The organism is Streptomyces pallidus (ex Mingjun et al. 2026) (genome assembly GCF_051550185.1).
Lineage (GTDB): Bacteria > Actinomycetota > Actinomycetes > Streptomycetales > Streptomycetaceae > Streptomyces.
The window spans coordinates 2566866-2586779 of record NZ_CP196181.1; the positions used below are offsets into that span (position 1 = coordinate 2566866).

21 protein-coding genes, 1 pseudogene and 1 riboswitch are annotated in these 19914 nt (G+C 72.3%); of the genes and pseudogenes, 12 read left to right on the top strand and 10 right to left on the bottom strand.

Annotated elements, in window-relative coordinates; all coding sequences use genetic code 11:
• Positions 1-96: 96 nt before the first annotated feature.
• From ACSHWO_RS10885 to ACSHWO_RS10900, 4 genes are all read left to right on the top strand, one after another.
• On the top strand, positions 97-1479 hold the full coding sequence (locus ACSHWO_RS10885) for an L-serine ammonia-lyase (protein WP_361088728.1): 1383 nt from the start codon (positions 97-99) through the stop codon (positions 1477-1479).
• A 279-nt stretch (positions 1480-1758) separates the two neighbouring features.
• Complete coding sequence (locus ACSHWO_RS10890) at positions 1759-2085, top strand: hypothetical protein (RefSeq protein ID WP_438311460.1); 327 nt, start codon at positions 1759-1761, stop codon at positions 2083-2085.
• Between the two features lie 176 nt (positions 2086-2261).
• The gene (locus tag ACSHWO_RS10895; RefSeq protein WP_438311462.1) at positions 2262-2669 is read left to right on the top strand and encodes an SsgA family sporulation/cell division regulator; all 408 of its coding nucleotides are present in this window, start codon (positions 2262-2264) and stop codon (positions 2667-2669) included.
• A gap of 147 nt (positions 2670-2816) precedes the next feature.
• Positions 2817-3347: an AMIN-like domain-containing (lipo)protein gene (locus ACSHWO_RS10900; RefSeq protein WP_361088734.1), complete on the top strand. Its 531-nt coding sequence runs from the start codon at positions 2817-2819 to the stop codon at positions 3345-3347.
• A gap of 57 nt (positions 3348-3404) precedes the next feature.
• Here the strand turns inward: ACSHWO_RS10900 and ACSHWO_RS10905 are convergent, their stop codons facing one another.
• Positions 3405-4160, bottom strand: coding sequence for a flavodoxin family protein (locus tag ACSHWO_RS10905; protein ID WP_385846345.1), 756 nt, complete (start codon positions 4158-4160; stop codon positions 3405-3407).
• Between the two features lie 332 nt (positions 4161-4492).
• Positions 4493-4690, top strand: a riboswitch (cobalamin riboswitch).
• 28 nt (positions 4691-4718) lie between these two features.
• Between ACSHWO_RS10905 and ACSHWO_RS10910 the strand changes: the two genes are divergently transcribed.
• From ACSHWO_RS10910 to ACSHWO_RS10930, 5 genes are all read left to right on the top strand, one after another.
• Positions 4719-5411, top strand: coding sequence for an energy-coupling factor ABC transporter permease (locus ACSHWO_RS10910; protein ID WP_438311465.1), 693 nt, complete (start codon positions 4719-4721; stop codon positions 5409-5411).
• A 4-nt stretch (positions 5412-5415) separates the two neighbouring features.
• On the top strand, positions 5416-5766 hold the full coding sequence (locus ACSHWO_RS10915; protein ID WP_361088740.1) for an energy-coupling factor ABC transporter substrate-binding protein: 351 nt from the start codon (positions 5416-5418) through the stop codon (positions 5764-5766).
• A 3-nt stretch (positions 5767-5769) separates the two neighbouring features.
• Positions 5770-6519 carry a cobalt ECF transporter T component CbiQ gene (gene cbiQ, locus ACSHWO_RS10920; protein WP_438311467.1) on the top strand — a complete coding sequence of 250 codons (750 nt, stop codon included), beginning with the start codon at positions 5770-5772 and terminating at the stop codon, positions 6517-6519.
• Complete coding sequence (locus ACSHWO_RS10925; protein WP_438311470.1) at positions 6516-7337, top strand: energy-coupling factor ABC transporter ATP-binding protein; 822 nt, start codon at positions 6516-6518, stop codon at positions 7335-7337. The genes cbiQ and ACSHWO_RS10925 overlap by 4 nt, the downstream gene beginning before the upstream one ends.
• A gap of 68 nt (positions 7338-7405) precedes the next feature.
• Positions 7406-8002: a PadR family transcriptional regulator gene (locus ACSHWO_RS10930; RefSeq protein ID WP_385846330.1), complete on the top strand. Its 597-nt coding sequence runs from the start codon at positions 7406-7408 to the stop codon at positions 8000-8002.
• 85 nt (positions 8003-8087) lie between these two features.
• Here the strand turns inward: ACSHWO_RS10930 and ACSHWO_RS10935 are convergent, their stop codons facing one another.
• Complete coding sequence (locus tag ACSHWO_RS10935) at positions 8088-8300, bottom strand: EF-hand domain-containing protein (protein WP_361088748.1); 213 nt, start codon at positions 8298-8300, stop codon at positions 8088-8090.
• 338 nt (positions 8301-8638) lie between these two features.
• Between ACSHWO_RS10935 and ACSHWO_RS10940 the strand changes: the two are divergent.
• Positions 8639-9181 (top strand): annotated as a pseudogene (locus ACSHWO_RS10940) (tRNA-dependent cyclodipeptide synthase); the annotation flags it as partial.
• Between the two features lie 41 nt (positions 9182-9222).
• Here ACSHWO_RS10940 and ACSHWO_RS10945 read toward each other — a convergent pair.
• Complete coding sequence (locus tag ACSHWO_RS10945) at positions 9223-9378, bottom strand: hypothetical protein (RefSeq protein ID WP_438319347.1); 156 nt, start codon at positions 9376-9378, stop codon at positions 9223-9225.
• Between the two features lie 84 nt (positions 9379-9462).
• Here ACSHWO_RS10945 and ACSHWO_RS10950 point away from each other — a divergent pair, with 84 nt between their 5' ends.
• Positions 9463-9795: a cytochrome P450 gene (locus ACSHWO_RS10950; RefSeq protein WP_438319043.1), complete on the top strand. Its 333-nt coding sequence runs from the start codon at positions 9463-9465 to the stop codon at positions 9793-9795.
• A 78-nt stretch (positions 9796-9873) separates the two neighbouring features.
• On the opposite strand, the gene ACSHWO_RS10955 is transcribed toward ACSHWO_RS10950, so the two are convergent.
• From ACSHWO_RS10955 to ACSHWO_RS10985, 7 genes are all read right to left on the bottom strand, one after another.
• On the bottom strand, positions 9874-11067 hold the full coding sequence (locus ACSHWO_RS10955; RefSeq protein ID WP_438311472.1) for a YncE family protein: 1194 nt from the start codon (positions 11065-11067) through the stop codon (positions 9874-9876).
• Positions 11064-11864: a polysaccharide deacetylase family protein gene (locus ACSHWO_RS10960; protein WP_438311474.1), complete on the bottom strand. Its 801-nt coding sequence runs from the start codon at positions 11862-11864 to the stop codon at positions 11064-11066. Before ACSHWO_RS10960 ends, ACSHWO_RS10955 begins: the two co-directional genes overlap by 4 nt.
• A gap of 387 nt (positions 11865-12251) precedes the next feature.
• Entirely contained in the window at positions 12252-12755 is a 504-nt protein-coding gene (locus ACSHWO_RS10965) for an ATP-binding protein (RefSeq protein ID WP_438311476.1), read from the bottom strand.
• A 249-nt stretch (positions 12756-13004) separates the two neighbouring features.
• Entirely contained in the window at positions 13005-13772 is a 768-nt protein-coding gene (locus ACSHWO_RS10970; protein WP_361088754.1) for an enoyl-CoA hydratase/isomerase family protein, read from the bottom strand.
• Positions 13773-13870: 98 nt separating this feature from the next.
• Positions 13871-15097 carry a L,D-transpeptidase gene (locus ACSHWO_RS10975; protein WP_361089288.1) on the bottom strand — a complete coding sequence of 409 codons (1227 nt, stop codon included), beginning with the start codon at positions 15095-15097 and terminating at the stop codon, positions 13871-13873.
• A 272-nt stretch (positions 15098-15369) separates the two neighbouring features.
• Positions 15370-15831 (bottom strand): prealbumin-like fold domain-containing protein, encoded by a 462-nt coding sequence (locus tag ACSHWO_RS10980; protein WP_438311478.1) that lies wholly within the window; start codon positions 15829-15831, stop codon positions 15370-15372.
• A gap of 372 nt (positions 15832-16203) precedes the next feature.
• Complete coding sequence (locus tag ACSHWO_RS10985; protein ID WP_361089290.1) at positions 16204-17424, bottom strand: L,D-transpeptidase; 1221 nt, start codon at positions 17422-17424, stop codon at positions 16204-16206.
• Positions 17425-17604: 180 nt separating this feature from the next.
• Between ACSHWO_RS10985 and glgX the strand changes: the two genes are divergently transcribed.
• Entirely contained in the window at positions 17605-19881 is a 2277-nt protein-coding gene (gene glgX / locus ACSHWO_RS10990) for a glycogen debranching protein GlgX (protein WP_438311481.1), read from the top strand.
• Positions 19882-19914: the final 33 nt, after the last annotated feature.

Below are 19914 nucleotides of genomic sequence, written 5' to 3' on the forward strand. Positions count from 1 at the left end.
CGCCCCTCCGTCGGCCGCCTCGACACGCTGCGAGACCGGCAGGACGGTCCGCTCCCCGCCACCGCGGGGGTGAAAAACTCCCAGGAGTCCGCCACCGTGGCCATTTCGGTTTTCGATCTCTTCTCGATCGGCATCGGTCCGTCCAGCTCTCACACCGTGGGTCCGATGCGCGCCGCCCGCATGTTCGTCGCGCGGCTGAAGAAGGACGGTGTGCTCGCGCAGACCGCCTCCGTCCGGGCGGAGCTGTACGGCTCGCTCGGTGCGACCGGCCACGGCCACGGCACCCCGAAGGCGGTGCTGCTCGGCCTGGAGGGGCACTCCCCGCGCACCGTGGACGTGGAGACCGCCGACGACGAGGTCGAGCGCATCCGCAGGACGGGCCGGCTGCGCCTGCTCGGCACCGAGATAGGGAGCGCGCACGAGATCGCGTTCGACGAGCCGAGCCAGCTGATCCTGCACCGCCGCCGGGCCCTGCCCTACCACGCGAACGGCATGACCCTCTTCGCGTACGACGCCTCGGGCGCCCCCCTGCTGGAGAAGACCTACTACTCGGTCGGCGGCGGCTTCGTGGTGGACGAGGACGCGGTCGGCGAGGACCGGATCAAGCTCGACGACACGGTGCTGAAGTACCCCTTCCGCTCCGGTGACGAGATGCTGCGCCTGGCCAAGGAGACCGGCCTGTCGATCTCCTCGCTGATGCTGGAGAACGAGAAGGCCTGGCGCACGGAGGAGGAGATCCGCGAGGGCCTGCTGGAGATCTGGCGGGTCATGCAGGCCTGCGTCTCGCGCGGCATGTCCCGCGAGGGCATCCTCCCCGGCGGCCTGCGGGTCAAGCGCCGCGCGGCGGCCACGGCGCGCCAGCTGCGCACCGAGGGCGACCCGCTGCTGCACCGCAGCGAGTGGACGACGATCTACGCGATGGCGGTGAACGAGGAGAACGCGGCGGGCGGCCGCGTCGTCACGGCCCCCACGAACGGCGCCGCGGGCGTCCTCCCGGCCGTCCTGCACTACTACGTGAACTTCGTGCCGGGCGCGGACGAGGACGGCGTGGTCCGCTTCCTGCTCGCCGCGGGCGCGATCGGCATGCTGTTCAAGGAGAACGCCTCGATCTCCGGCGCCGAGGTCGGCTGCCAGGGCGAGGTCGGCTCCGCCTGCTCGATGGCGGCGGGCGCCCTGGCCGAGGTCCTGGGCGGCACCCCGGAGCAGGTCGAGAACGCGGCCGAGATCGGCATGGAGCACAACCTGGGCCTGACCTGCGACCCGGTCGGCGGCCTGGTCCAGATCCCGTGCATCGAGCGCAACGGCATGGCGGCGGTCAAGGCGGTCACTGCCGCGAGGATGGCCATGCGCGGCGACGGCAGCCACAAGGTCTCCCTGGACAAGGTCATCAAGACCATGAAGGAGACCGGCGCCGACATGAAGGTCAAGTACAAGGAGACGGCCCGCGGCGGCCTCGCCGTCAACGTCATCGAGTGCTGACCTGACCCGGTCTCCGTACGGACGGGACCCCGGGCGCCGCGGCGCCCGGGGTCCCGTGCGTTTCCCGGCAGCCACTCGCCCGACCTGCGGCAACCGCCCGGATTTTCCCGGACGTTGAGGTTTGACGTGGATTGATCACGCTTCAGGGCGAACCGTGGGGGCTGGGGGTGGTACGGGGTGGTCCGGTGCGCAAGGGTGATCACGTGACGTCGCGGCCCCACCCCGGCGGCCGGCCAACCGCCGTGGACCGCAGCCCCTTCCCCTACGGAGGACCTCACCATGGCAAGCACCCGTAGCGCCCGCGTGATCGCCGCGCTCGCCGCGCTCCCTCTCGCCGCCCTGCTCTGCTCGGGCACCGCCGAGGCCGACAGCGGAGCCGGGGCGGGCATCTCGTCGAACGCGGCCGCGGCCGAGATCTTCGGCAGTGGCGTCCTCGGTTCCAACGCCGGCAACTCCTCGACCACCCAGCAGGTCGCCACCGGCTCCGGGGCGACCAACCAGAGCAACGGTGTCCAGCTGGCCGGAACCGACTCCGCGACCGTCGGGCAGAGCAACGGGAACGTTCCGCTCGTCGTCTCGCCCGTCCCGGTCGAGCCCGTCCCGTAGCCGCCCGGTGACCCTGCGGGCCCGTCCTCCGGCCGGAGGGCGGGCCCGTTCCCGTTCCTGTGCGAGGACGGGTCCGGGGACCCCCGGACCCGGGACTTTCGACCCGGTGGTGCGGGCCCGGGGGTGGACTAGCTTGGCGAGTCCCCCGTCACACCCCGAAGGGAGGGGAACCGGCCGTGGCCGTCATCGAGCACCGCGTCCTCCCCGTCCGCCTGGAGGCCGCCCCCGAGCCCGTCCCGCTGCAGGCGGCCTTCACGTACCGCTCCGACCGGCCCTGGGAGCTCGCCCTGGACTTCCAGGGGGCGGGCCGACACCTGGCGCGCCGGGTGTTCTCGCGGGACCTCCTGCTCGACGGGGAGGCGTGCGCCACGGGCGCGGGCGACATCCGGGTATGGCCCCGTCGGCGCCGCAGCGAGCCGCGGGTGTACCTGGCCTTCAGCAACGGCGAGCAGAGCTGTGCGGTCTCCGCCCGGGCCAAGGACGTCCGGGCGCTGTGCCGGCGGCTGGTGGAGTTGGTGCCCAGGGGCGAGGAGCAGCGGCACTACGACCTCGACGCGGAGCTGGACGGCCTCCTGATCAGGTGACGCGCCGACCCCCCGTCCACGAGGTGCCGGTTCGGGCGATTTCAGCGGAATGAGAATTTTGGTCGGTTTCGCCGCAACCATCGGCGCGCAGGGAGTGTCTCCGGCAGTGACACAGGTCCCCGTCTCTTGAGAACCAGGGGGGACGTCATGAACCACCTCCGCCGCCGGCAGACCGTGGCCCTTGCCACGGTGGCCCTCCTCACCGCCGGAATCGCCCTCGCCGCGCCCGCCTCCACCGCCCCGGCCCCGGCCGCCGCGGCGGCCGGGCGCACCGCCCTCCCGCTCGTCGTGAACGCCCGCTGGGCCGGGCACTGCGCGTACGACCGGATCGTCGTCGACCTGCGGGGACGTGTCCCCGACGTCGAGGTCACCCGCGTCCCGAGGCTGTACCGGGACGGGTCGGGCGAGCCCGTCCCGCTGGCCGGGAAGCACTTCCTCCAGATCCGCCTGCACCCCGCCGACGCGCACCTGCGCTCCGGCGAGAGCGCCTACCGCGGGCCGAAGCTCGCCACGATCGACCTGCCCGCCCTGAAGGGCTTCGCCATGACGGGCGACTTCGAGGGGTACGTCACCTTCGGCGCCGCCTTCGACAGCAGGCCGTCGTACACCTCGTTCACCCTGCGCTCGCCCGACCGGTTCGTGCTGGACGTCGCGCACCGCAGCGTGTGCTGCGGCTGAGTCGAGCCCCCGTACGGCCGGACGGCCCTGCGACCGTCCGGCCGTACCGCCTGGCCGTCAGCGGTGCTCGGGGTTGGGGTAGTCGAAGCGGCAGCCGGCGTCCCAGGCCGAGCGCTGGTTGCCGTGGGCGGGGATGCCGCCGGAGCGCTTGAGCAGGGCCGCCAGGTGCATCAGGTTCCACGACATGAACGTCGTGTTCCGGTTGGTGAAGTCGTTCTCCGGTCCGCCGGAGCCCGGGTCGAGGTAGGAGGGGCCCGGACCGGCCTCGCCGATCCAGCCGGCGTCGGCCTGCGGCGGGATCGCGTATCCGAGGTGCTGGAGGCTGTAGAGGACGTTCATGGCACAGTGCTTCACGCCGTCCTCGTTGCCCGTGATCAGCGCACCGCCGACGCGCCCGTAGTAGGCGTACTGGCCCTTCTCGTTCAGGATCGAGGAGCAGGCGTAGAGCCGCTCGACGACCTGCTTCATGACGGAGCTGTTGTCGCCGAGCCAGATCGGCCCGCACAGGACGAGGATGTCGGCGTCCATGATCTGGCTGTACAGGACCGGCCACTGGTCGGTTTCCCAGCCGTGCTCGGTCATGTCCGGCCAGACCCCGGTGGCGATGTCGTGGTCGACGGCGCGGATCAGGGAGGTCCGGGCGCCGGCCGCCTCCATGACGGCCCGGCTGCGCGTGATCAGACCCTCCGTGTTGCTGGTCTCGGGCGAGCGTTTGAGCGTGCAGTTGACGTAGACGGCGGTCAGGTCGGAGTAGTCGAACGCCCCGGCGTCCGTCCCCCGCTGCGGGTTCGCGGTGTCGTGTTCGGCGGCCACCCTCCCAGCCTGCGGCGACGCCGGGCCCCACGGCGACCGGAGGGCGCCCGTCCGGGGGGCGCTCCCGGCCCCCTCCCGGTCGGACGCCCATGCCACCGCTCCCGGCCGCACCCCGCGCACGCCCCGGCGGCGCCGGTTGGAGCGCATGAACGGAAGAGCGCCCCAGCACGCGCCGGTCCGCCCCCGACGGCTGACCGGGCCAGAACTTCCGCGCCCCTGCCGTCGTTTCGCCCGTCCGCCCCCGAGCACACCGGTACGCCGCCGGCCCGAAGCGGAATCTCCGGGCCCAACAGGCGCGCCGGAGCCGGGTTGTTACGGGTCCGCGGGGCGGACTAGGGTCATCAGGCCTTGGTGTACGGGAAACCGGTGCAAGACCGGTGCGGCCCTCGCCACTGTGAACGGGAAGTCCGGCTCCACTCCTGCGGGAAAGCCACTGGGCAGCGCGGGTAGGGACCCGCACCGCCCGGGAAGGCGGAGCCAGGGCATCAGTACCCGTGAGCCAGGAGACCGGCCAGGGCGCGTTGTCCATCCACGAGGTGCTGGAGAGGTCTCCCACTCATGCATATAGCCGAGGGCTTCCTGCCCCCCTGGCACGCGGTCGCCTGGGGCGCCGCGTCCGCCCCCTTCGTCGTCCACGGGGTGCGCGCCCTCACCCGCGAGGTGAAGGCCAACCCCGAGAGCACCCTGTTGCTCGGCGCGTCCGGCGCGTTCACCTTCGTCCTGTCCGCACTGAAGATCCCGTCGGTGACGGGCAGCTGCTCGCACCCCACCGGGACCGGGCTCGGCGCGATCCTGTTCCGGCCGCCCATCATGGCGGTGCTCGGCACGATCACCCTCCTCTTCCAGGCGCTGCTGCTCGCACACGGCGGACTGACCACGCTCGGCGCCAACGTCTTCTCCATGGCCATCGCCGGACCCTGGTCGGGCTACTGCGCCTACCTGCTGCTGCGGCGGTGCAACGCCCCGCTGATGGTGTCCGTGTTCTTCGGCGCCTTCTTCGCCGACCTCGTCACCTACTGCGTGACCTCGGTCCAGCTGGCGCTGGCCTTCCCGGACCCGGGCACGGGCTTCCTCGGCGCGCTCGCGAAGTTCGGCGGCATCTTCGCCGTCACCCAGATCCCGCTCGCCGTGAGCGAGGGCCTGCTGACCGTCCTCGTGATGCGGCTGCTGATGCAGTCCAGCAAGTCCGACCTGGTCCGGCTGGGCGTCGCCAAGCTCAGCGGCCGCTCCGAGCAGAAGACGGCGGTGTGACGCGATGAACCCGAGCCGGAACACGAAGATCAACGTTCTGCTGCTGCTCCTGGTGGCGGCGCTGGCCGTACTGCCCCTCGCCCTCGGCCTCGGCGAGGGCAAGGAGGAACCGTTCACGGGTGCCGACGCACAGGCGGAGGCGGCCATCACCGAACTGAAGCCGGACTACGAGCCCTGGTTCTCCCCGCTCTACGAGCCCCCGTCCGGAGAGGTCGAGTCGGCCCTGTTCGCCCTCCAGGCGGCGCTGGGCGCGGGCGTGCTCGCGTACTACTTCGGCGTCCGCCGGGGCCGCCGCCAGGGCGCGGCCGCCGCGGCGGCGGGCGGCGACGCCCCGGCTCCCACCCCGGAGTCGTAGCCGGTGCTGCCGATCGACGTGGCCGCGCACAGCAGTCGCTGGCGGGGCCGCCATCCGCTGGAGAAGGCGCTGCTCGGGCTGGGTCTGACCATCAGCGCCCTGTGCCTGCCGCCCTGGCCCGGCGGACCGCTCGTGGCCGCCGCGACCCTCGCCGTGCTCCTCGGGCCGGCCGGGGTCGCCGGGCGGCAGCTGTGGCGGGCCTTCCGGATCCCGCTCGGTTTCTGCTTCACCGGGGCGCTGCCGCTGCTCGTCGCGCTCGGCGGCCCGGCGGGTCCGGTCTCGCTGGCCCCGCACGGGCCGCGGCTCGCCGCCGAACTGCTGCTGCGCACGTCCGCGGCCTCGCTCGGGGTGCTGCTGTTCGCGTTCACCACGCCCGTGTCGGACGTGCTGCCCCGGCTGGTCCGGGCCGGGGTGCCGGCGCCGGTGGTGGACGTGGCCCTGGTCATGTACCGCATCGGCTTCCTGCTGCTCGACTCCCTCGCCCAGGTGCGGCGCGCGCAGGCGGCCCGCCTCGGGAACACGGGCCGGGCGGCGGCGTGGCGTTCGGTGGCCGGGCTCGCCGCCACCTCGTTCGTACGGGCCTTCGACCGCGCGGCGCGGCTCCAGTCGGGCCTCGCCGGGCGCGGCTACGACGGTGCACTGCGGGTGCTCGTCCCCGAGGCGACGCTCTCCTGGCGCTTCCTGGCGGCCTCGGCGGCCCTGCTCGCGGCCGTGACCGCACTGACCCTCACCCTGAAGGGGCTGTACCTGTGAACCCGTTGGTGGAACTGGCCGGAGCCGGCTACGCGTACGAGGACGGCCCGGCGGTGCTGACCGGCGTGGACTTCGCCATCGCCGAGGGCCGGGCGCTGGTCCTGCTCGGCCGCAACGGCAGCGGCAAGACCACGCTGATGCGGCTGCTCAGCGGTGGCCTGCGGCCCGGGTCGGGCGAACTGCGGCTGGACGGGACTCCCGTCGGCCACGACCGGGCGGGCCTGACCCGGCTGCGGACGGCGGTCCAGCTGGTGGTCCAGGACCCCGACGACCAGTTGTTCGCCGCCTCGGTGGAGCAGGACGTGTCCTTCGGCCCGATGAACCTCGGCCTGCCCGCCGCGGAGGTACGGGCCCGGGTGGACTCCGCACTGGCCGCGCTCGACATCACCGCGCTGCGGGACCGCCCCACGCACCTGCTCTCGTACGGGCAGCGCAAGCGCGCGGCGATCGCGGGCGCGGTGGCGATGGCCCCGCGGGTGCTGATCCTCGACGAGCCGACGGCCGGACTCGACCCGGACGGGCAGGAGCGGCTGCTCGACACCCTGGCGGGGCTGCGCTCGCGCGGCACCACCGTGGTGATGGCCACGCACGACGTCGAGCTGGCGGTGCGCTGGGCCGACGACGCGGCCGTCCTGACCCCGGCGGGCATCCGCTTCGGCCCGGCCGGGAAGCTGCTCGCCGAACCGGAGCTGCTCGCCGCGGCGGGCCTGCGCCAGGCCTGGTCGCCGGCGGTGGCGGCGTTCCTGCGGGCGCGGGACCTGCTGGAGCCGGACGCGGCGGGCCCCGGCACCCCCGAGGCCCTGGCCGCCTGGCACTAGTGCGGTCACGGCACCGGTGCCCGGCACCACTGCCCGGCGCCGGCGTGCGGCGAACCTAGGATGACGGCATGTCGCTGCCGCACGCCATCCTCACCGCCCTGCTCGAGAAGCCCTCGTCCGGGCTGGAACTGACCCGGCGGTTCGACAAGTCGATCGGGTACTTCTGGTCCGCGACGCACCAGCAGATCTACCGCGAGCTGGGCCGGCTGGAGGAGGCCGGTCTGATCCGGGCCCTGCCGAGCGAGGCGCCGGTGCGGGGTCAGAAGAAGGAGTACGAGGTCCTGCCCGCCGGCGGCGCGGAGCTCGCGCGGTGGATCGGCGAGAGCCAGGACCCGAAGGCCATCCGGGACCCCCTGCTGCTGCGGGTGCGGGCCGCGGGCGTGGCCGGGGTGCAGGGGCTGGCCGGGGAGCTGCGGCGCCACCTGGAGCTGCACCGGCGGCAGCTGGCGCTGTACGGGGCGATCGAGGAGAAGGACTTCCCCCCGGAGCGGGACTCCGACGAGGACCGGCTGCGCCGGCTCGTGCTGCACGGCGGGATCGGCCTGGAGACGTTCTGGCTGCGCTGGCTGGAGGAGGCCCTGGCCGAGGTCGAGGACATCGCCCGGCCGGGCGGAGCCGCGGATGCCGCCGCGGACGCCCCGGCCGAACCGGGCGGCGCACCGTAGGACGTGGCCGCGCGGGCCGGGCCGGCGGGCAGGCCGCAGCCCCCGTACCGCCGGCGGGGCAGTACGGGGGCTGCGGTGCGGGGCCCTACTTGTTCAGGGAGGCCCAGAACTCGTCGAAGCTCATCAGGCCGTCGCCGTTCGTGTCCTTGGCGGCGATCACGGAGTCCGCGACCGGGCCCGTCACGAACGGGTCGCCCATCTCCGCCATGGCGTGACGGAACTCGTCGGCCGTGACGAAGCCGTCGCCGTCCGCGTCGAACCTGCCGAACGTCGCCCGTGCGCTCTCGATGTCGGCCACTGGGATCCACCCCTTCTTGGTGCTCGTTGACCGGCTCAGGGTAGCGCCAGTCGGGAACGACCGCCGCTACCGGGTCCCGTTCAGGCGGCAGAAAGAAATTCAATTACCGTTCCGTAGCGCGGAAGCGACAATTTCCGGCCGAGAGAGCCCGCTCGGGCTTGTCACGTTCCGGGGCCACCGCATAACGTACCGGCATTACCGCCACACCAGGAGCGCAGGGCTCCCAGGGACATGCGGCAACAAGGGCGATCACACAGGTGACGATCGCAGCAGACGCACCATTCGAAGTTCTGCCCTTCACCCGCGCTTGCCGCCATGTCTGGGATGAGGGCGACCACGTGCTCATCGGAGTGAGTCCTGGCCACAGCTACTTCGGCTCCGAGCGCGTCAACAGCCTCGCCCGGTGGGCGGCGCCCCGCTTCGCGCAGGTCGACTTCGTGGACGCGGACCTCCATGTGGACCGCATGTTCGCGGCTTTCGGCTACAGCCGGGAGCACGCGGAGAAGCGGGCCGCGAAGGAGATCAAGGCGGTCCGCCGACGGATCGTCAAGGGCGTCGAGGAATCGGGACACCCGCATGCGGGGGTCCGCGTGCGGGCGCTTTCCGAGTTCGATTCCAACCCGGTGTACCAACTTCTGCACCGGCGCGTCCGCCGTTTCCTCGAAACCGATGACGAATTCCGCAGGGGCCGCGAGGAGATGGCCCTCCGTTTCGTCGGACCGAAGTTGCCGGAAGGTGAATCCATCACGGCCGGACAGTTGCAGGTCTGTTTCGACTACCTGGCGGCGGAGCTGCCGTTCTTCGTGGACACCCCGAGCATTCTCGACGTGCCGTCGTCCGTGGCGGCGTACCACGTCCGGATGCCGCTGACGGACGTCCTCTACGGTCGCGGCGGGGGCCTGCGCGCGACCCGCGACCAGGCCTACGCCGTCGTCCGGCCGGAGGCCGCCGGGTTCGCGGAGCTCAGGGAGGCCGACCCGGACTCGGCGCACCTGACCGACGAGATGTTCGCGACGGTCGCCGTCTCCCTGTCCTGGCCGTCCTCGCGCTGCTCCAGCGGCCCGAGCTCATCGACCACCTGCGCCGCCCTCCGGAGCGCACGGGGAAGGCGGTCGACGAGCTGCTGCGCTGGAACCTGTCCGTCGGCGACGGCCTGCCGCGCATCGCACGGGCGGACGTGCGGGTCGGCGACGTGCTGGTCCGGGAGGGCGAGCTCGTCCTCGTCCTGCTGGAGGGGGCCAACTTCGACCCGGAGGCCTTCGCGCGCCCGGACGAGCTGGACCTGGAGCGGGAGAGTGCCAGCACCCACCTGGCGTTCGGGGCCGGCCGGCACTACTGCCCGGCCTCGGCCCTGGCCCGGGCCCACGCCGAGATCGCGCTGGAGGTGCTCGTGGAGCGGCTGCCCGGTCTGCGGCTCGCGGTGCCCGCGGAGAACCTGGGGTGGCGTACGGGCTTCATCAAGCGGCGGACGGAACGGCTCCCGGTCGCCTGGTGAGGATGCGGCGGCGTCCCGGGAGGCTGTGCGGGCTCCCGGGGCGCCGGCGCGCGGCGGTGGACTCCTCCGGGCAGCCCACTAGCGGAAGACGCCGGTGTGGCCGAGGGAGTAGCGACCCGGCTGCGGGTAGACGGCCAAGCCGTGGGGGCCGCCGCCGACCGGGATCCGGGCGAGCTGCTTGCCGGTGGCCGTGTCGATCGCGTAGACCTCGCCGTGGTAGCGGCCGGACAGCCACAGCACCTTGCCGTCGGCGGAGACGCCGCCCATGTCGGGGCTGCCGCCGTTCGGCAGCTGCCACTTCTTGGTGAGCCGGTTCTGCTTGAAGTCGAACACCGAGATGGTGCCCTCGCCGCGGTTGGAGATGTACATCTCGCGGGAGTCGCGGCTGACGTACAGGCCGTGGCAGCCCTTGCCGGTGGGCAGCAGCTGGGGGGTGCCCAACTTCTGGCCGCCGACCACCCACACGCCGTGCGCCATCATGTCGGCGACGTAGAACGTCCTGCCGTCCGGGGAGATCTTGACGTCCTGCGGCATGGCGCCCTCGAAGGGCAGCTTCTGCTGGCCGATGACCTCCATCTTCTCGGTGTCGACCTTGAGGAGTTCGCCGGAGAACTCGCAGCTGACGATGAAGTAGCGGCCGTCCGCGGAGAAGTCCGCGTGGTTGACGCCGTAGCAGGTCGTGGGGACGGTCTTGACCCGGTTCATGGTGTGCGCGTCGCGGAAGACGATCTCCTTGTCCATCGAGGCCATGACCACCGCGTACTTGCCGTTCGGCGTGAAGTACAGGTTGTACGGGTCGTGCACCTCGACCGGCTCGCCGGCCTCGCCGGTGGCGGGGTTGATGGGCGTGAGGGTGTGCCCGCGGTTGTTGTTGACCCACAGGGTCTTCAGGTCCCACGAGGGGACCACGTGCTGGGGCTGGATCCCGACCGGGATGGTGTCGATGACCTTGTACGTCGCGGGGTCGATGACGGACACCGTGTTGGAGGTGGTGTTCGGCACGTAGACCCGGGACGGGAACTCCCTGACCACCGGGGAGAGCTGGTTCGGCCGGTCGGCCGCGTACACGTCGTGGGGGTCGAGGAGCGGCGGCATGCCGGGGAGGCCGGGCGGGACCGCCGGGACGGCCTTGACGGGCGGCTGGGCCGCGGCCTTGGAGCCGAGCGCCTCGGCGGGGCGCTTGCCGCCGGCCGATCCGCAGCCGGCCAGGGCGGCGAGGACCAGACCGGCCAGGAGCACGGTGGCCTTCCGGGGAAGGCGGGTGGTCGTCATGGGGTCAGCAGCTCCGTGGTGGTCACCGCGCGCAGTTCGCGGCGCGCGAGTTCTTCGAGGAGGGGCGGCATCGCGTCGACCGTGTCCGCGTAGCCGAAGTGCAGGCTCACCACCGATCCGCTGCGGATCGTCCCGGTGACGGTGCGGATGACGGCCGCCGCGCCGGGCGAGGTGAAGTCGAGGGAGTCCACGTCGTACGAGAGGACGTGCGGGTAGCCCGCGCGTCGGGCCAGCTTCCGGACGAGGGGGGTGGCGTGCTGCGTCTGCGAGGGGCGGAACCAGGTGCCGATGGAACCGGTGAGGCGCTTGAGCCGCTGGGCGCAGGCGATGATCTCGGCGTAGGCCTCGGCCTCGGCCATGGCGTTGACGGCGAGGTGGCGCTGGGTGTGGTTGCCGAGCTCGTGGCCGCCGTCCAGGACCCGGCGGGCGATGTCCGGGTAGGTGTCGAGCCAGGCGCCGATCGCCAGGACGGTGACCCGGGCGCCCGCGCGTTCGGCTTCGGCGAGCACGGACCGGGCGGTGGCGGGGTCCCCGTTGCCGTGGAAGGTGAGGGCGACCCGGGGCCGGTCCCGGGGGCCGTGCACGATCTCCTCGGGCTGTCCGGGGAAGCGGCGCGGGGCCCGGGCGGGGGCGGCGCCGGGCGGCCGGCCGGGGACGGCCTGCGCCGGTTCTGCCGCGGGGGTGTGCGGTGCGGGGGCCGGGCCGCCCGGCACGGCGCCGCACGCGGTGGCGAGGGCGGCGGCCGCGGCCGCCGCGCCGGCGCGGAGGGCGGACCGGCGGTCCGGGGAGCAGGGCACCCGCCCATTTAAGAGGGAAATCTCCCCGAAGATAACGATTGACCCAATTCGATACCCCCGGCCGAAGTGCAGCCGTTCGGCGGTCAAGACGTCGCGGGATCAAGGAATCACACGGAGGAGCGGATACCTATTCAATAATTGCGAGGCAGGTGGTCGACCTCACCTAGGATTTAGATGCAAACTCTTGAGATTTGCACACTTATGTCCAAGTTGGGACTTTTGGCATTCGGCCCCCCGTCTGCCATAGTCGGAGGCACGGCTTCCCCATTGACCCGAGCGAAGTCGCCCCGCCGGGGATCACACCCCCTTCGATCCTCGGCGCACCCATGAAGCCCCCACCACGCCCCACTACGGCGGACGGGGGCTTCAGGCGTTCCACGGACCGCTTCAGCGGTCGGCCACCCGCATCTCGAACCAGGTGGTCTTGCCGCGGGGCAGCAGGTCGGCACCCCAGCGGTCGGAGAGCTTGTCGACGAGGAAGAGTCCCCGGCCGGTGGTGTCCAGCTCGTGGACCGGCATCAGGCAGGGCAGCCCGCGCGAGGGGTCTCGCACCTCGACCCGGATCCAGCCGCGCCGCCGGTGCATCCGTAAGCCGAAGGAGCGGGCACCGGTGTGCCGCACCGCGTTGCCGACGAGCTCGGAGACGAGCAGGACGGTGTGCTCGGACACCTGCGGAGAGAAGCCCCAGAAGCGGATCACCACGTACCGGGTGAGCCGGCGGGCCGTTCCGGCCGACTCCGGCATGGACGGCAGCGTCACCTCCGCGTCGGCCGGATTTCCGTACAGTTCCAGTGCCCTGAGGCCCTGTTCGTCCTCCAGAGCCGCCGTCGGCCGCACGGGGGAAGCGCTGTTGCGCTGCCGCGGCTGTTCCACACCCTCCAGGCCCGCCATGAACCCATCATGGACGGCCGGTGTACCCGTACGGGCCGTTCCGCGGGAAAACACCCCTCGCAGGGGCGGACCCCAAGACACTGCTCTGGCATATGCGTTGGGCAATCGGACTCCGGCACAACCACCCTGATCTGCGACGACACACCGCGCGTCGGCGATCATCCGGAGCAAATCACCGGCCCTCCTTAACCCTGCCTTAAGGTGGGGCTAATCCACCCCCACGGAGGACCGGCGACAACCGGACACGCCTCAGAGGAACTTGGCCTTGCCCGGCCCCTCCTCGACGAAGCTGCGCATGCCGCGCTCGCGGTCCTCGGTGGCGAACAGGCCCGCGAACCAGTTGCGTTCGATGGTCAGGCCGGTGTCGATGTCCGCCTCCAGACCAGCGTCCACGCACTCCTTCGCGGCGCGCAGCGCGATGGCCGGCCCCTGGGCCAGCTTCGCGGCCCAGGCGTGCGCCTGCTCGTACACCTCGGCGGCGGGCACGACACGGTCCACGAGACCGAGGGAGAGCGCCTCGTCGGCCTTGACCATCCGGCCGGTGAAGATGAGGTCCTTGGCCTTGGAGGGGCCGATGAGTCGGGACAGCCGCTGGGTGCCGCCGGCGCCCGGGATCAGGCCGAGCAGGATCTCCGGCTGGCCGAGCTTCGCGTTGTCGGCGGCGATGCGGTAGTCGGCGCACAGGGCCAGCTCGCAGCCGCCGCCCAGGGCGTAGCCGGTGACGGCCGCGACGACCGGCTTGGGGATCCGGGCCACGGCGGTGAAGGCGTCCTGCAGGGCGCGGGACCGGGCGACCATCGCCGCGTGGTCCATCGTCTGCATCTCCTTGATGTCCGCGCCGGCGGCGAACACCTTCTCACCGCCGTAGATGATCACGGCGCGGACGTCGGACCGGTCGGTGGCCTCCGCGGCCAGCTCGCGCAGCCGGTCCTGGGTGGCGATGTCCAGGGCGTTCATGGGCGGCCGGTCCAGGCGGATGGTGCCGACGCCTTCGGAGACTTCGAGAGAGAGGGTCATACGGGGAAGGTTAGCCCCGGTTAACAGAAGTGGCCCGGTGCTGTGGGTCACAGCACCGGGCCGCTTCGGGGCCGCTTTCGACTACGCGGCGGCGGGGACTACTTGATCCACTCCGCCCAGTCCATGTTCCAGCCGTTGAGGCCGTTGTCCGGGGCGATCTGCTTGTCCTTCGAGTTCTTCACGACGACCACGTCGCCGATCAGCGACTCGTCGAAGAACCAGGCGGCGGGCTGGTTGCCGTCACCGGCGCCGCGGACGTCCTTCAGGCCGACGCAGCCGTGGCTGACGTTCTCCGAGCCGAAGGTGCTCGACGGGGCCCAGTAGTTGCCGTGGACGAAGGTGCCCGAGTTCGACAGGCGCATCGCGTGCGGGACGTCGGAGATGTCGTACTCGCCGCCGAAGCCGACGGTCGCGCCGTTCATCCGGGTCACCTTGTACTTCTCACTGATGACCATCTGCCCGTTGTAGGTGGTCGTCGACGGGGCGCCCGCGGTGATCGGGATGTTCTTGATGACCTGGCCGTCGCGGACCACCTGCATGGTGTGCTCGCTCGCGTCGACCGTCGTGACCTGCGAGCGGCCGATGGTGAAGGTGACCGTACGGGTCTGCTTGCCGTAGACGCCGGGCCGGCCCTCGACACCGTCGAGCGCGATCTTCACGGTGACCTTCGTGCCCGCGGCCCAGTACTTCTCCGGGCGGAAGTCGAGGCGGTCGTTGCCGAACCAGTGGCCCTCGACCGGGACCGACGGCTCGGCCGTGACGGTGATGGCCTTCTCCACGGCCTCGGTGTTGGTGATGCCGCGGGTGAAGTTGAACGACACCGGCATGCCCACGCCGACGGTCTGGCCGTCCTCCGGCGTGTAGTGGCCGACGAACGTGTTCTTCGGGGTGAGGGTGGTGAAGGTGGTGTCCTTGGCGGACTCCCGGCCCGCCTCGTCCTTGGCGACGGCGTGCACCTTGTACTCGGTGGCCGCCGCCAGGTGGCGTGCCGGCTCCCAGCTCGACCCGTCGGCGCCGAGCTTGCCCTCCACCGCATTGCCCTTGGTGTCGGCGACGGTCACCGTGGTGAGCTTGCCGCCGGTGCTCGTGATCTTCAGGACACCGCTGGTCTCGACTTCCTTGGAGCCGTCGTCCGGCTTGACGCTGACGACGGCCTTCGACGCCTCGTTGCCGGCCTTGCCTCCCCCGGCGGCGCCGCCGCCGTTGCCGGCCCCCGAACCGCCGCCCGAGCCGCCGCCGCTGCACGCACTGGTGAACAGCAGTGCCGCTCCCAGCAGGAGGGCCGGCAGGCCGGTGCGGCGGGCGCGGCCGCGTATCGGCTGCAGGTTCACTCTTCTCTTCTCCCCATGTCCCCCGCGCGCGGACGGTCGCGCGCATGCCGACAGGAAATCACATGGAGATATCACGAAGAGAAACGGTCATGTCACCGTTCCGTCCCAAGAAGCGTGGTACGGCACCCCGGCACGGTCAGCGGGGCCACCCCGGCTCCGGAACGTCCAGGCCGGGCAGACCGCCCTGGTCCCACTCCCTGCCGTCCGACTGCTCCCCGCCCTCGTCCTCGCCGCCGTCCGCGTCCTCGCCCGGGGGCTCCTTCGCCTCATCCTCGTGCTCGTCCTTGCCGGGGTGCCCCTCGTCCCTGCCCTTGTCCTTCTCCTCGCTTGTCCTTCTCCCCCTTGTCCTTGCCCTTCTCCTTGTCCTTGTCGCCGTCCTCGTCCTTGCCCTGGTGGTCGCGGTCGTTGTGCAGCGTCACCTCCAGCGCCCCTCCGGGGGTGTTCGCGTCCAGCCGCAGCGGCCCGGTGACCCGGTTCGGCGGGAGGGCGTAGTCCTCGGGTGCGGCCGTCTCCCTCAGGTAGTACGAGCCCTCCTCCAGCCCCTCGAAGTCGCAGGTGCCCTCGGTGTCCGTGGCGCAGCCCGGGTGGGCGAGGAGGTCCGCGGTGCCGCCCCTGGTCTGCAGGCCCGCGGTGCCGTTCGTCTCGCGCCAGAGCTCGAACACGACCCCGCGCAGCGGCTGCCCGCTCTTGCGGTCCTTCTTCAGCAGCCGGATCCGGTGCCCGCTCACCTCCTGGGCCGAGGCCCCCGGGCAGCGGCGCCCTGCGGGCGGCGGCAGCCGGAGCGGTGGTGTCGGGACCGTCCCGCCGCGGCGGGACCGGCCGCGGGCGCGGTGGCGGGCACCCCAGCGGCCAGGACGGCTCCGATCGCGAGCCGGAGGGCCCAGTTCCCCGCTGCCATGACGCTCCGTCTCCGTCGCCTGCGCTGATCTGCCCTGACAGGCTGGGGGCAGGAGGCGGCCGGGGGGCGCGGGGACACTCCCCCGCTAAGGCAATCCGATCACACGGATCACCCGTGCGGGCAGCGCCGGGCGGGTGGGGCGGCGCCGGGCGGGAGGGGTGCCGTGCGGCGGTGCCGTGCGGGGGTTGCGGGCCGAGCCGGGTCAGGCGATCGCGGAGCCTGCCACCCAGTCGGCCCAGGACATGTTCCAGCCGCCCAGCCCGTTGTTCGGCGCGACCGTCTTGTCCGTCGAGTTGACGACCTCCACCACGTCCCCGATCAGGGTCCGGTCGAAGAACCAGCCGGCGGGGGTATCCGACCCGCCGCCCTTGTCGTCGCGGAGCCCGATGCAGCCGTGGCTGACGTTGGTGGCACCGAAGGTGTCGGGGCTGGCCCAGTAGTTGCCGTGCAGGAAGGTCCCGGACGTGGTCAGCCGCAGGGCGTGCGGGACGTCGGGGATGTCGTACTCGCCGCCGAAACCGACGGTCTGGCCGTTCATGCGGGTGACGTCGTACATCTCGGTCACCACCATCTTCCCGTTGTAGGTGGTGTTCTCGGGCGAGCCCGCGGTGATCGGGACCGTGGACAGGACCTGCCCCTCGCGGCGGACCACCATGGTGTGCGCGGCCGCGTCCACGGTGGAGACCTGGGAGCGGCCCACGGTGAACGTGACGGTCTTGTCCTGGACGCCGTACGCGCCGGGGGCGCCCTGGACGTCGCGCAGCCGCATCCGGACGGAGACCTCGGTCCCCGGCTTCCAGTAGTGCTGGGGACGGAAGTCGAGGCGGTCGCGGCCGAACCAGTGGCCGACGACCTCGACGGCCGGGTCGGCGGTGACGGTGATGGCCCGCTCCACCTCGGCCCGGTTCTCGATGGGCCGGCTGAAGTTGAACGAGACGATCATGCCGACACCGACGGTGGAGCGGTTCTCGGGCTTGAAGTAGCCGATGAACCGCTCCCCGGGGACGTAGGTGGTGAACGTGGTGTGCCGGGCCTGGCGGCGGTCGTGGCCGTCGCGGGCGACCGCGTCGACGGTGTACTTGGCGGCGAGGGCCAGCTTCCCGGCCCTCGGGTCGGGGCTCCAGCTCAGGCCGTCGGGGGCGATGCTGCCGGGGACCCGCTCCTCCTGGGCGTCCTCCACCTTGGTGACCACGACCCGCTCCAGGCGCCCTTCGGGCACCCGCACGGTCAGCGGGCCGTCGGCCGACACCCCCTTGGCGTTGTCCTCCGGAGTGATCCGAATGGCCTCCTCCGGCGACCGGGGTTTACCGGGCAGCTGGATCTCGACCGGTGAGCGGCCGTCCCCGGTGCATCCGGCCAGGCCGCCCAGCACGCACGTCCACGCCGCGAGTGCGGCCCAGCCCGCCCCCGCCCGCCTCGTCACAAGTCTCACGAACCCTCCAACGACCGGGCCCCCCGGGGGAAACGTGGCCACGGGCCACGTTCCGGGGGGAACTGTCCGGGCAGAACAGTGGGAAGGACCAGACGGGGGCGGGACCGGGCCGGGACGCCCGGGCCGCACAGCCCTGCCCCCGCCGGTACCCAGGAGCCGTGGAGGCGGGCAGTGTCGAGCGCAGCCGAGCAAGAGGCGGTGGATACCGCCGCCGTGGGGGCAGTCGAGGCCCCGGTCGTCGTCGCGCAGGGCCGGGAGCCGGGGCGGCGGGCCGCGCCGCCCGAGGGCCCCCCGGTGTGGCCGGGGTCCTCGCACCCGTTGGGGGCGCGGTTCCGGGCCGGACCGGACGGGACGGCCGGCACCAACTTCGCGCTGTGGGCGCAGGGCGCGGAGGCCGTGGAGGTGTGCCTGTTCGACGCCGACGGGGCCGAGACCCGGTGTGCGCTGACCGAGCTGACGCACGAGATCTGGCACGGCTTCCTGCCGGGGGTGCGGCCCGGGCAGCGGTACGGCTTCCGGGTGCACGGCCGCTGGGACCCGTGGACGGGCGCCCGGTTCAATCCGGCGAAGCTGCTGCTGGACCCGTACGCGCGGGCCGTCGACGGCGGCGAGGGGAACGACTACGGCGCGCTGCCGCCGGAGGTGTACGGGCACGTCCGGGACTGGCCGCAGCAGTACATCGCGGACACCGTGCGCGACGACCGGGACTCGGCGCCGTACGTGCCCAAGGGGGTGGTGGTCCACGATGACGACGACTGGTCGGACGACGTCCGGCCGAAGACCCCGTGGGCCGACTCGGTCATCTACGAGCTGCACGTGCGCGGCTTCACCATGACCCACCCGGACGTCCCGCGGGAGCTGCGCGGCACGTACGCGGGCCTGGCCCACCCCGCCGCGATCGAACACCTGACCAGGCTCGGGGTGACCGCGGTGGAGCTGCTGCCCGTGCACCAGTTCGCGCACGAGGACCACCTGCTGCGCCGGGGGCTGCGCAACTACTGGGGCTACAACTCGATCGGCTACTTCGCCCCGCACGCCGGATACTCCTCGTCCGGCACGGCCGGGCAGCAGGTCGGCGAGTTCAAGCGGATGGTGCGGGCACTGCACGCGGCGGGGATCGAGGTCATCCTCGACGTGGTCTACAACCACACGGCGGAGGCCGGGGAGCTGGGCCCGACCCTGTCGCTGCGCGGCATCGACAACCGCGGCTACTACCGGCTCCAGTCCGACCAGCGCCGCTACGCGGACTACACCGGCTGCGGGAACACCCTGCACGCGGGCCGCCCCCACGTCCTGCGCCTGATCACGGACTCGCTGCGCTACTGGGTCACGGAGATGGGCGTGGACGGCTTCCGCTTCGATCTGGCGGCGGCGCTGGCCCGGTCGATGCACGACGTGGACATGCTCTCGCCGTTCCTCGCGGTGATCGCCCAGGACCCGGTCCTGCGGCGGGTGAAGCTGATCGCCGAGCCGTGGGACGTGGGCTCGGGCGGCTACCAGGTGGGGGCCTTCCCGCCGCTGTGGACGGAGTGGAACGACCGCTACCGGGATGCCGTGCGGGACTTCTGGCGGGGCGCGCTGCCCGACGTACGGGACCTGGGGTACCGGCTGTCGGGGTCGAGCGACCTGTACGCGTGGGGCGGGCGGCGGCCGTACGCCTCGGTGAACTTCGTGACCGCCCACGACGGTTTCACCCTGCGCGACCTGGTGTCGTACGAGCGCAAGCACAACGAGGCGAACGGCGAGGCGGGCCGGGACGGCACCAACGACAACCGCTCGTGGAACTGCGGTGCGGAGGGCGAGACGGACGACGCCCGGATCCGCCGGCTGCGGCGGCGGCAGCTGCGCAACCTGCTGACCACGCTGCTGCTGTCCACGGGGGTGCCGATGCTGGTGGCGGGCGACGAGTTCGGGCGGACCCAGGGCGGCAACAACAACGCGTACTGCCAGGACAACGAGACGGGCTGGGTGGACTGGTCGCTGCTGGAGGATCCGGCCTGGCGGGAGCTGTGCACGCTGACCGAGCGGCTGGTCGAGCTGCGCCGGCGACACCCGGTGCTGCGCCGGAAGGCGTTCTTCTCGGGTCGGGCGCAGGGCGCGGACGGGCTGCGGGACCTGGCCTGGTTCACCCCGGCGGGCGTCGAGATGACCGAGCGGGACTGGTACGCGCCGACCGCCGCCCTCGGCATGTACCTGTCCGGGCGGGACATCCCGGGGCGGGACGAGCGGGGGCGGCAGGTCGGCGACGACAGCTTCCTCGCGCTGCTGCACGCCGGGGACCGGCCTCTGTCATGGGTGCTGCCGGGGCCTCCGTGGGCGCGGGAGTACGAGCTGCTGCTGGACACCGCGCGTGAGGAGCAGGCCGTCCCGCCGGGCACCCGGCACCGCGGCGGTCAGACGCTCACGGTGCCGGCGCGGTCGGTGCTGTTGCTGCGGGTGGCGGACTGAGGCACCGCGGAACGCGGGCCCGGGGTCGGCCGG

Excerpts from the sequence above, each read along its gene's own strand:
- ACSHWO_RS10890 (WP_438311460.1), top strand. The coding sequence starts at position 1,759 with ATGGCAAGCACCCGTAGCGCCCGCGTGATCGCCGCGCTCGCCGCGCTC.
- ACSHWO_RS10900 (WP_361088734.1), top strand. The coding sequence starts at position 2,817 with ATGAACCACCTCCGCCGCCGGCAGACCGTGGCCCTTGCCACGGTGGCC.
- ACSHWO_RS10910 (WP_438311465.1), top strand. The coding sequence starts at position 4,719 with ATGCATATAGCCGAGGGCTTCCTGCCCCCCTGGCACGCGGTCGCCTGG.
- ACSHWO_RS10915 (WP_361088740.1), top strand. The coding sequence starts at position 5,416 with ATGAACCCGAGCCGGAACACGAAGATCAACGTTCTGCTGCTGCTCCTG.
- ACSHWO_RS10930 (WP_385846330.1), top strand. The coding sequence starts at position 7,406 with ATGTCGCTGCCGCACGCCATCCTCACCGCCCTGCTCGAGAAGCCCTCG.
- ACSHWO_RS10955 (WP_438311472.1), bottom strand. The coding sequence starts at position 11,067 with ATGACGACCACCCGCCTTCCCCGGAAGGCCACCGTGCTCCTGGCCGGT.
- ACSHWO_RS10965 (WP_438311476.1), bottom strand. The coding sequence starts at position 12,755 with ATGGCGGGCCTGGAGGGTGTGGAACAGCCGCGGCAGCGCAACAGCGCT.
- ACSHWO_RS10970 (WP_361088754.1), bottom strand. The coding sequence starts at position 13,772 with ATGACCCTCTCTCTCGAAGTCTCCGAAGGCGTCGGCACCATCCGCCTG.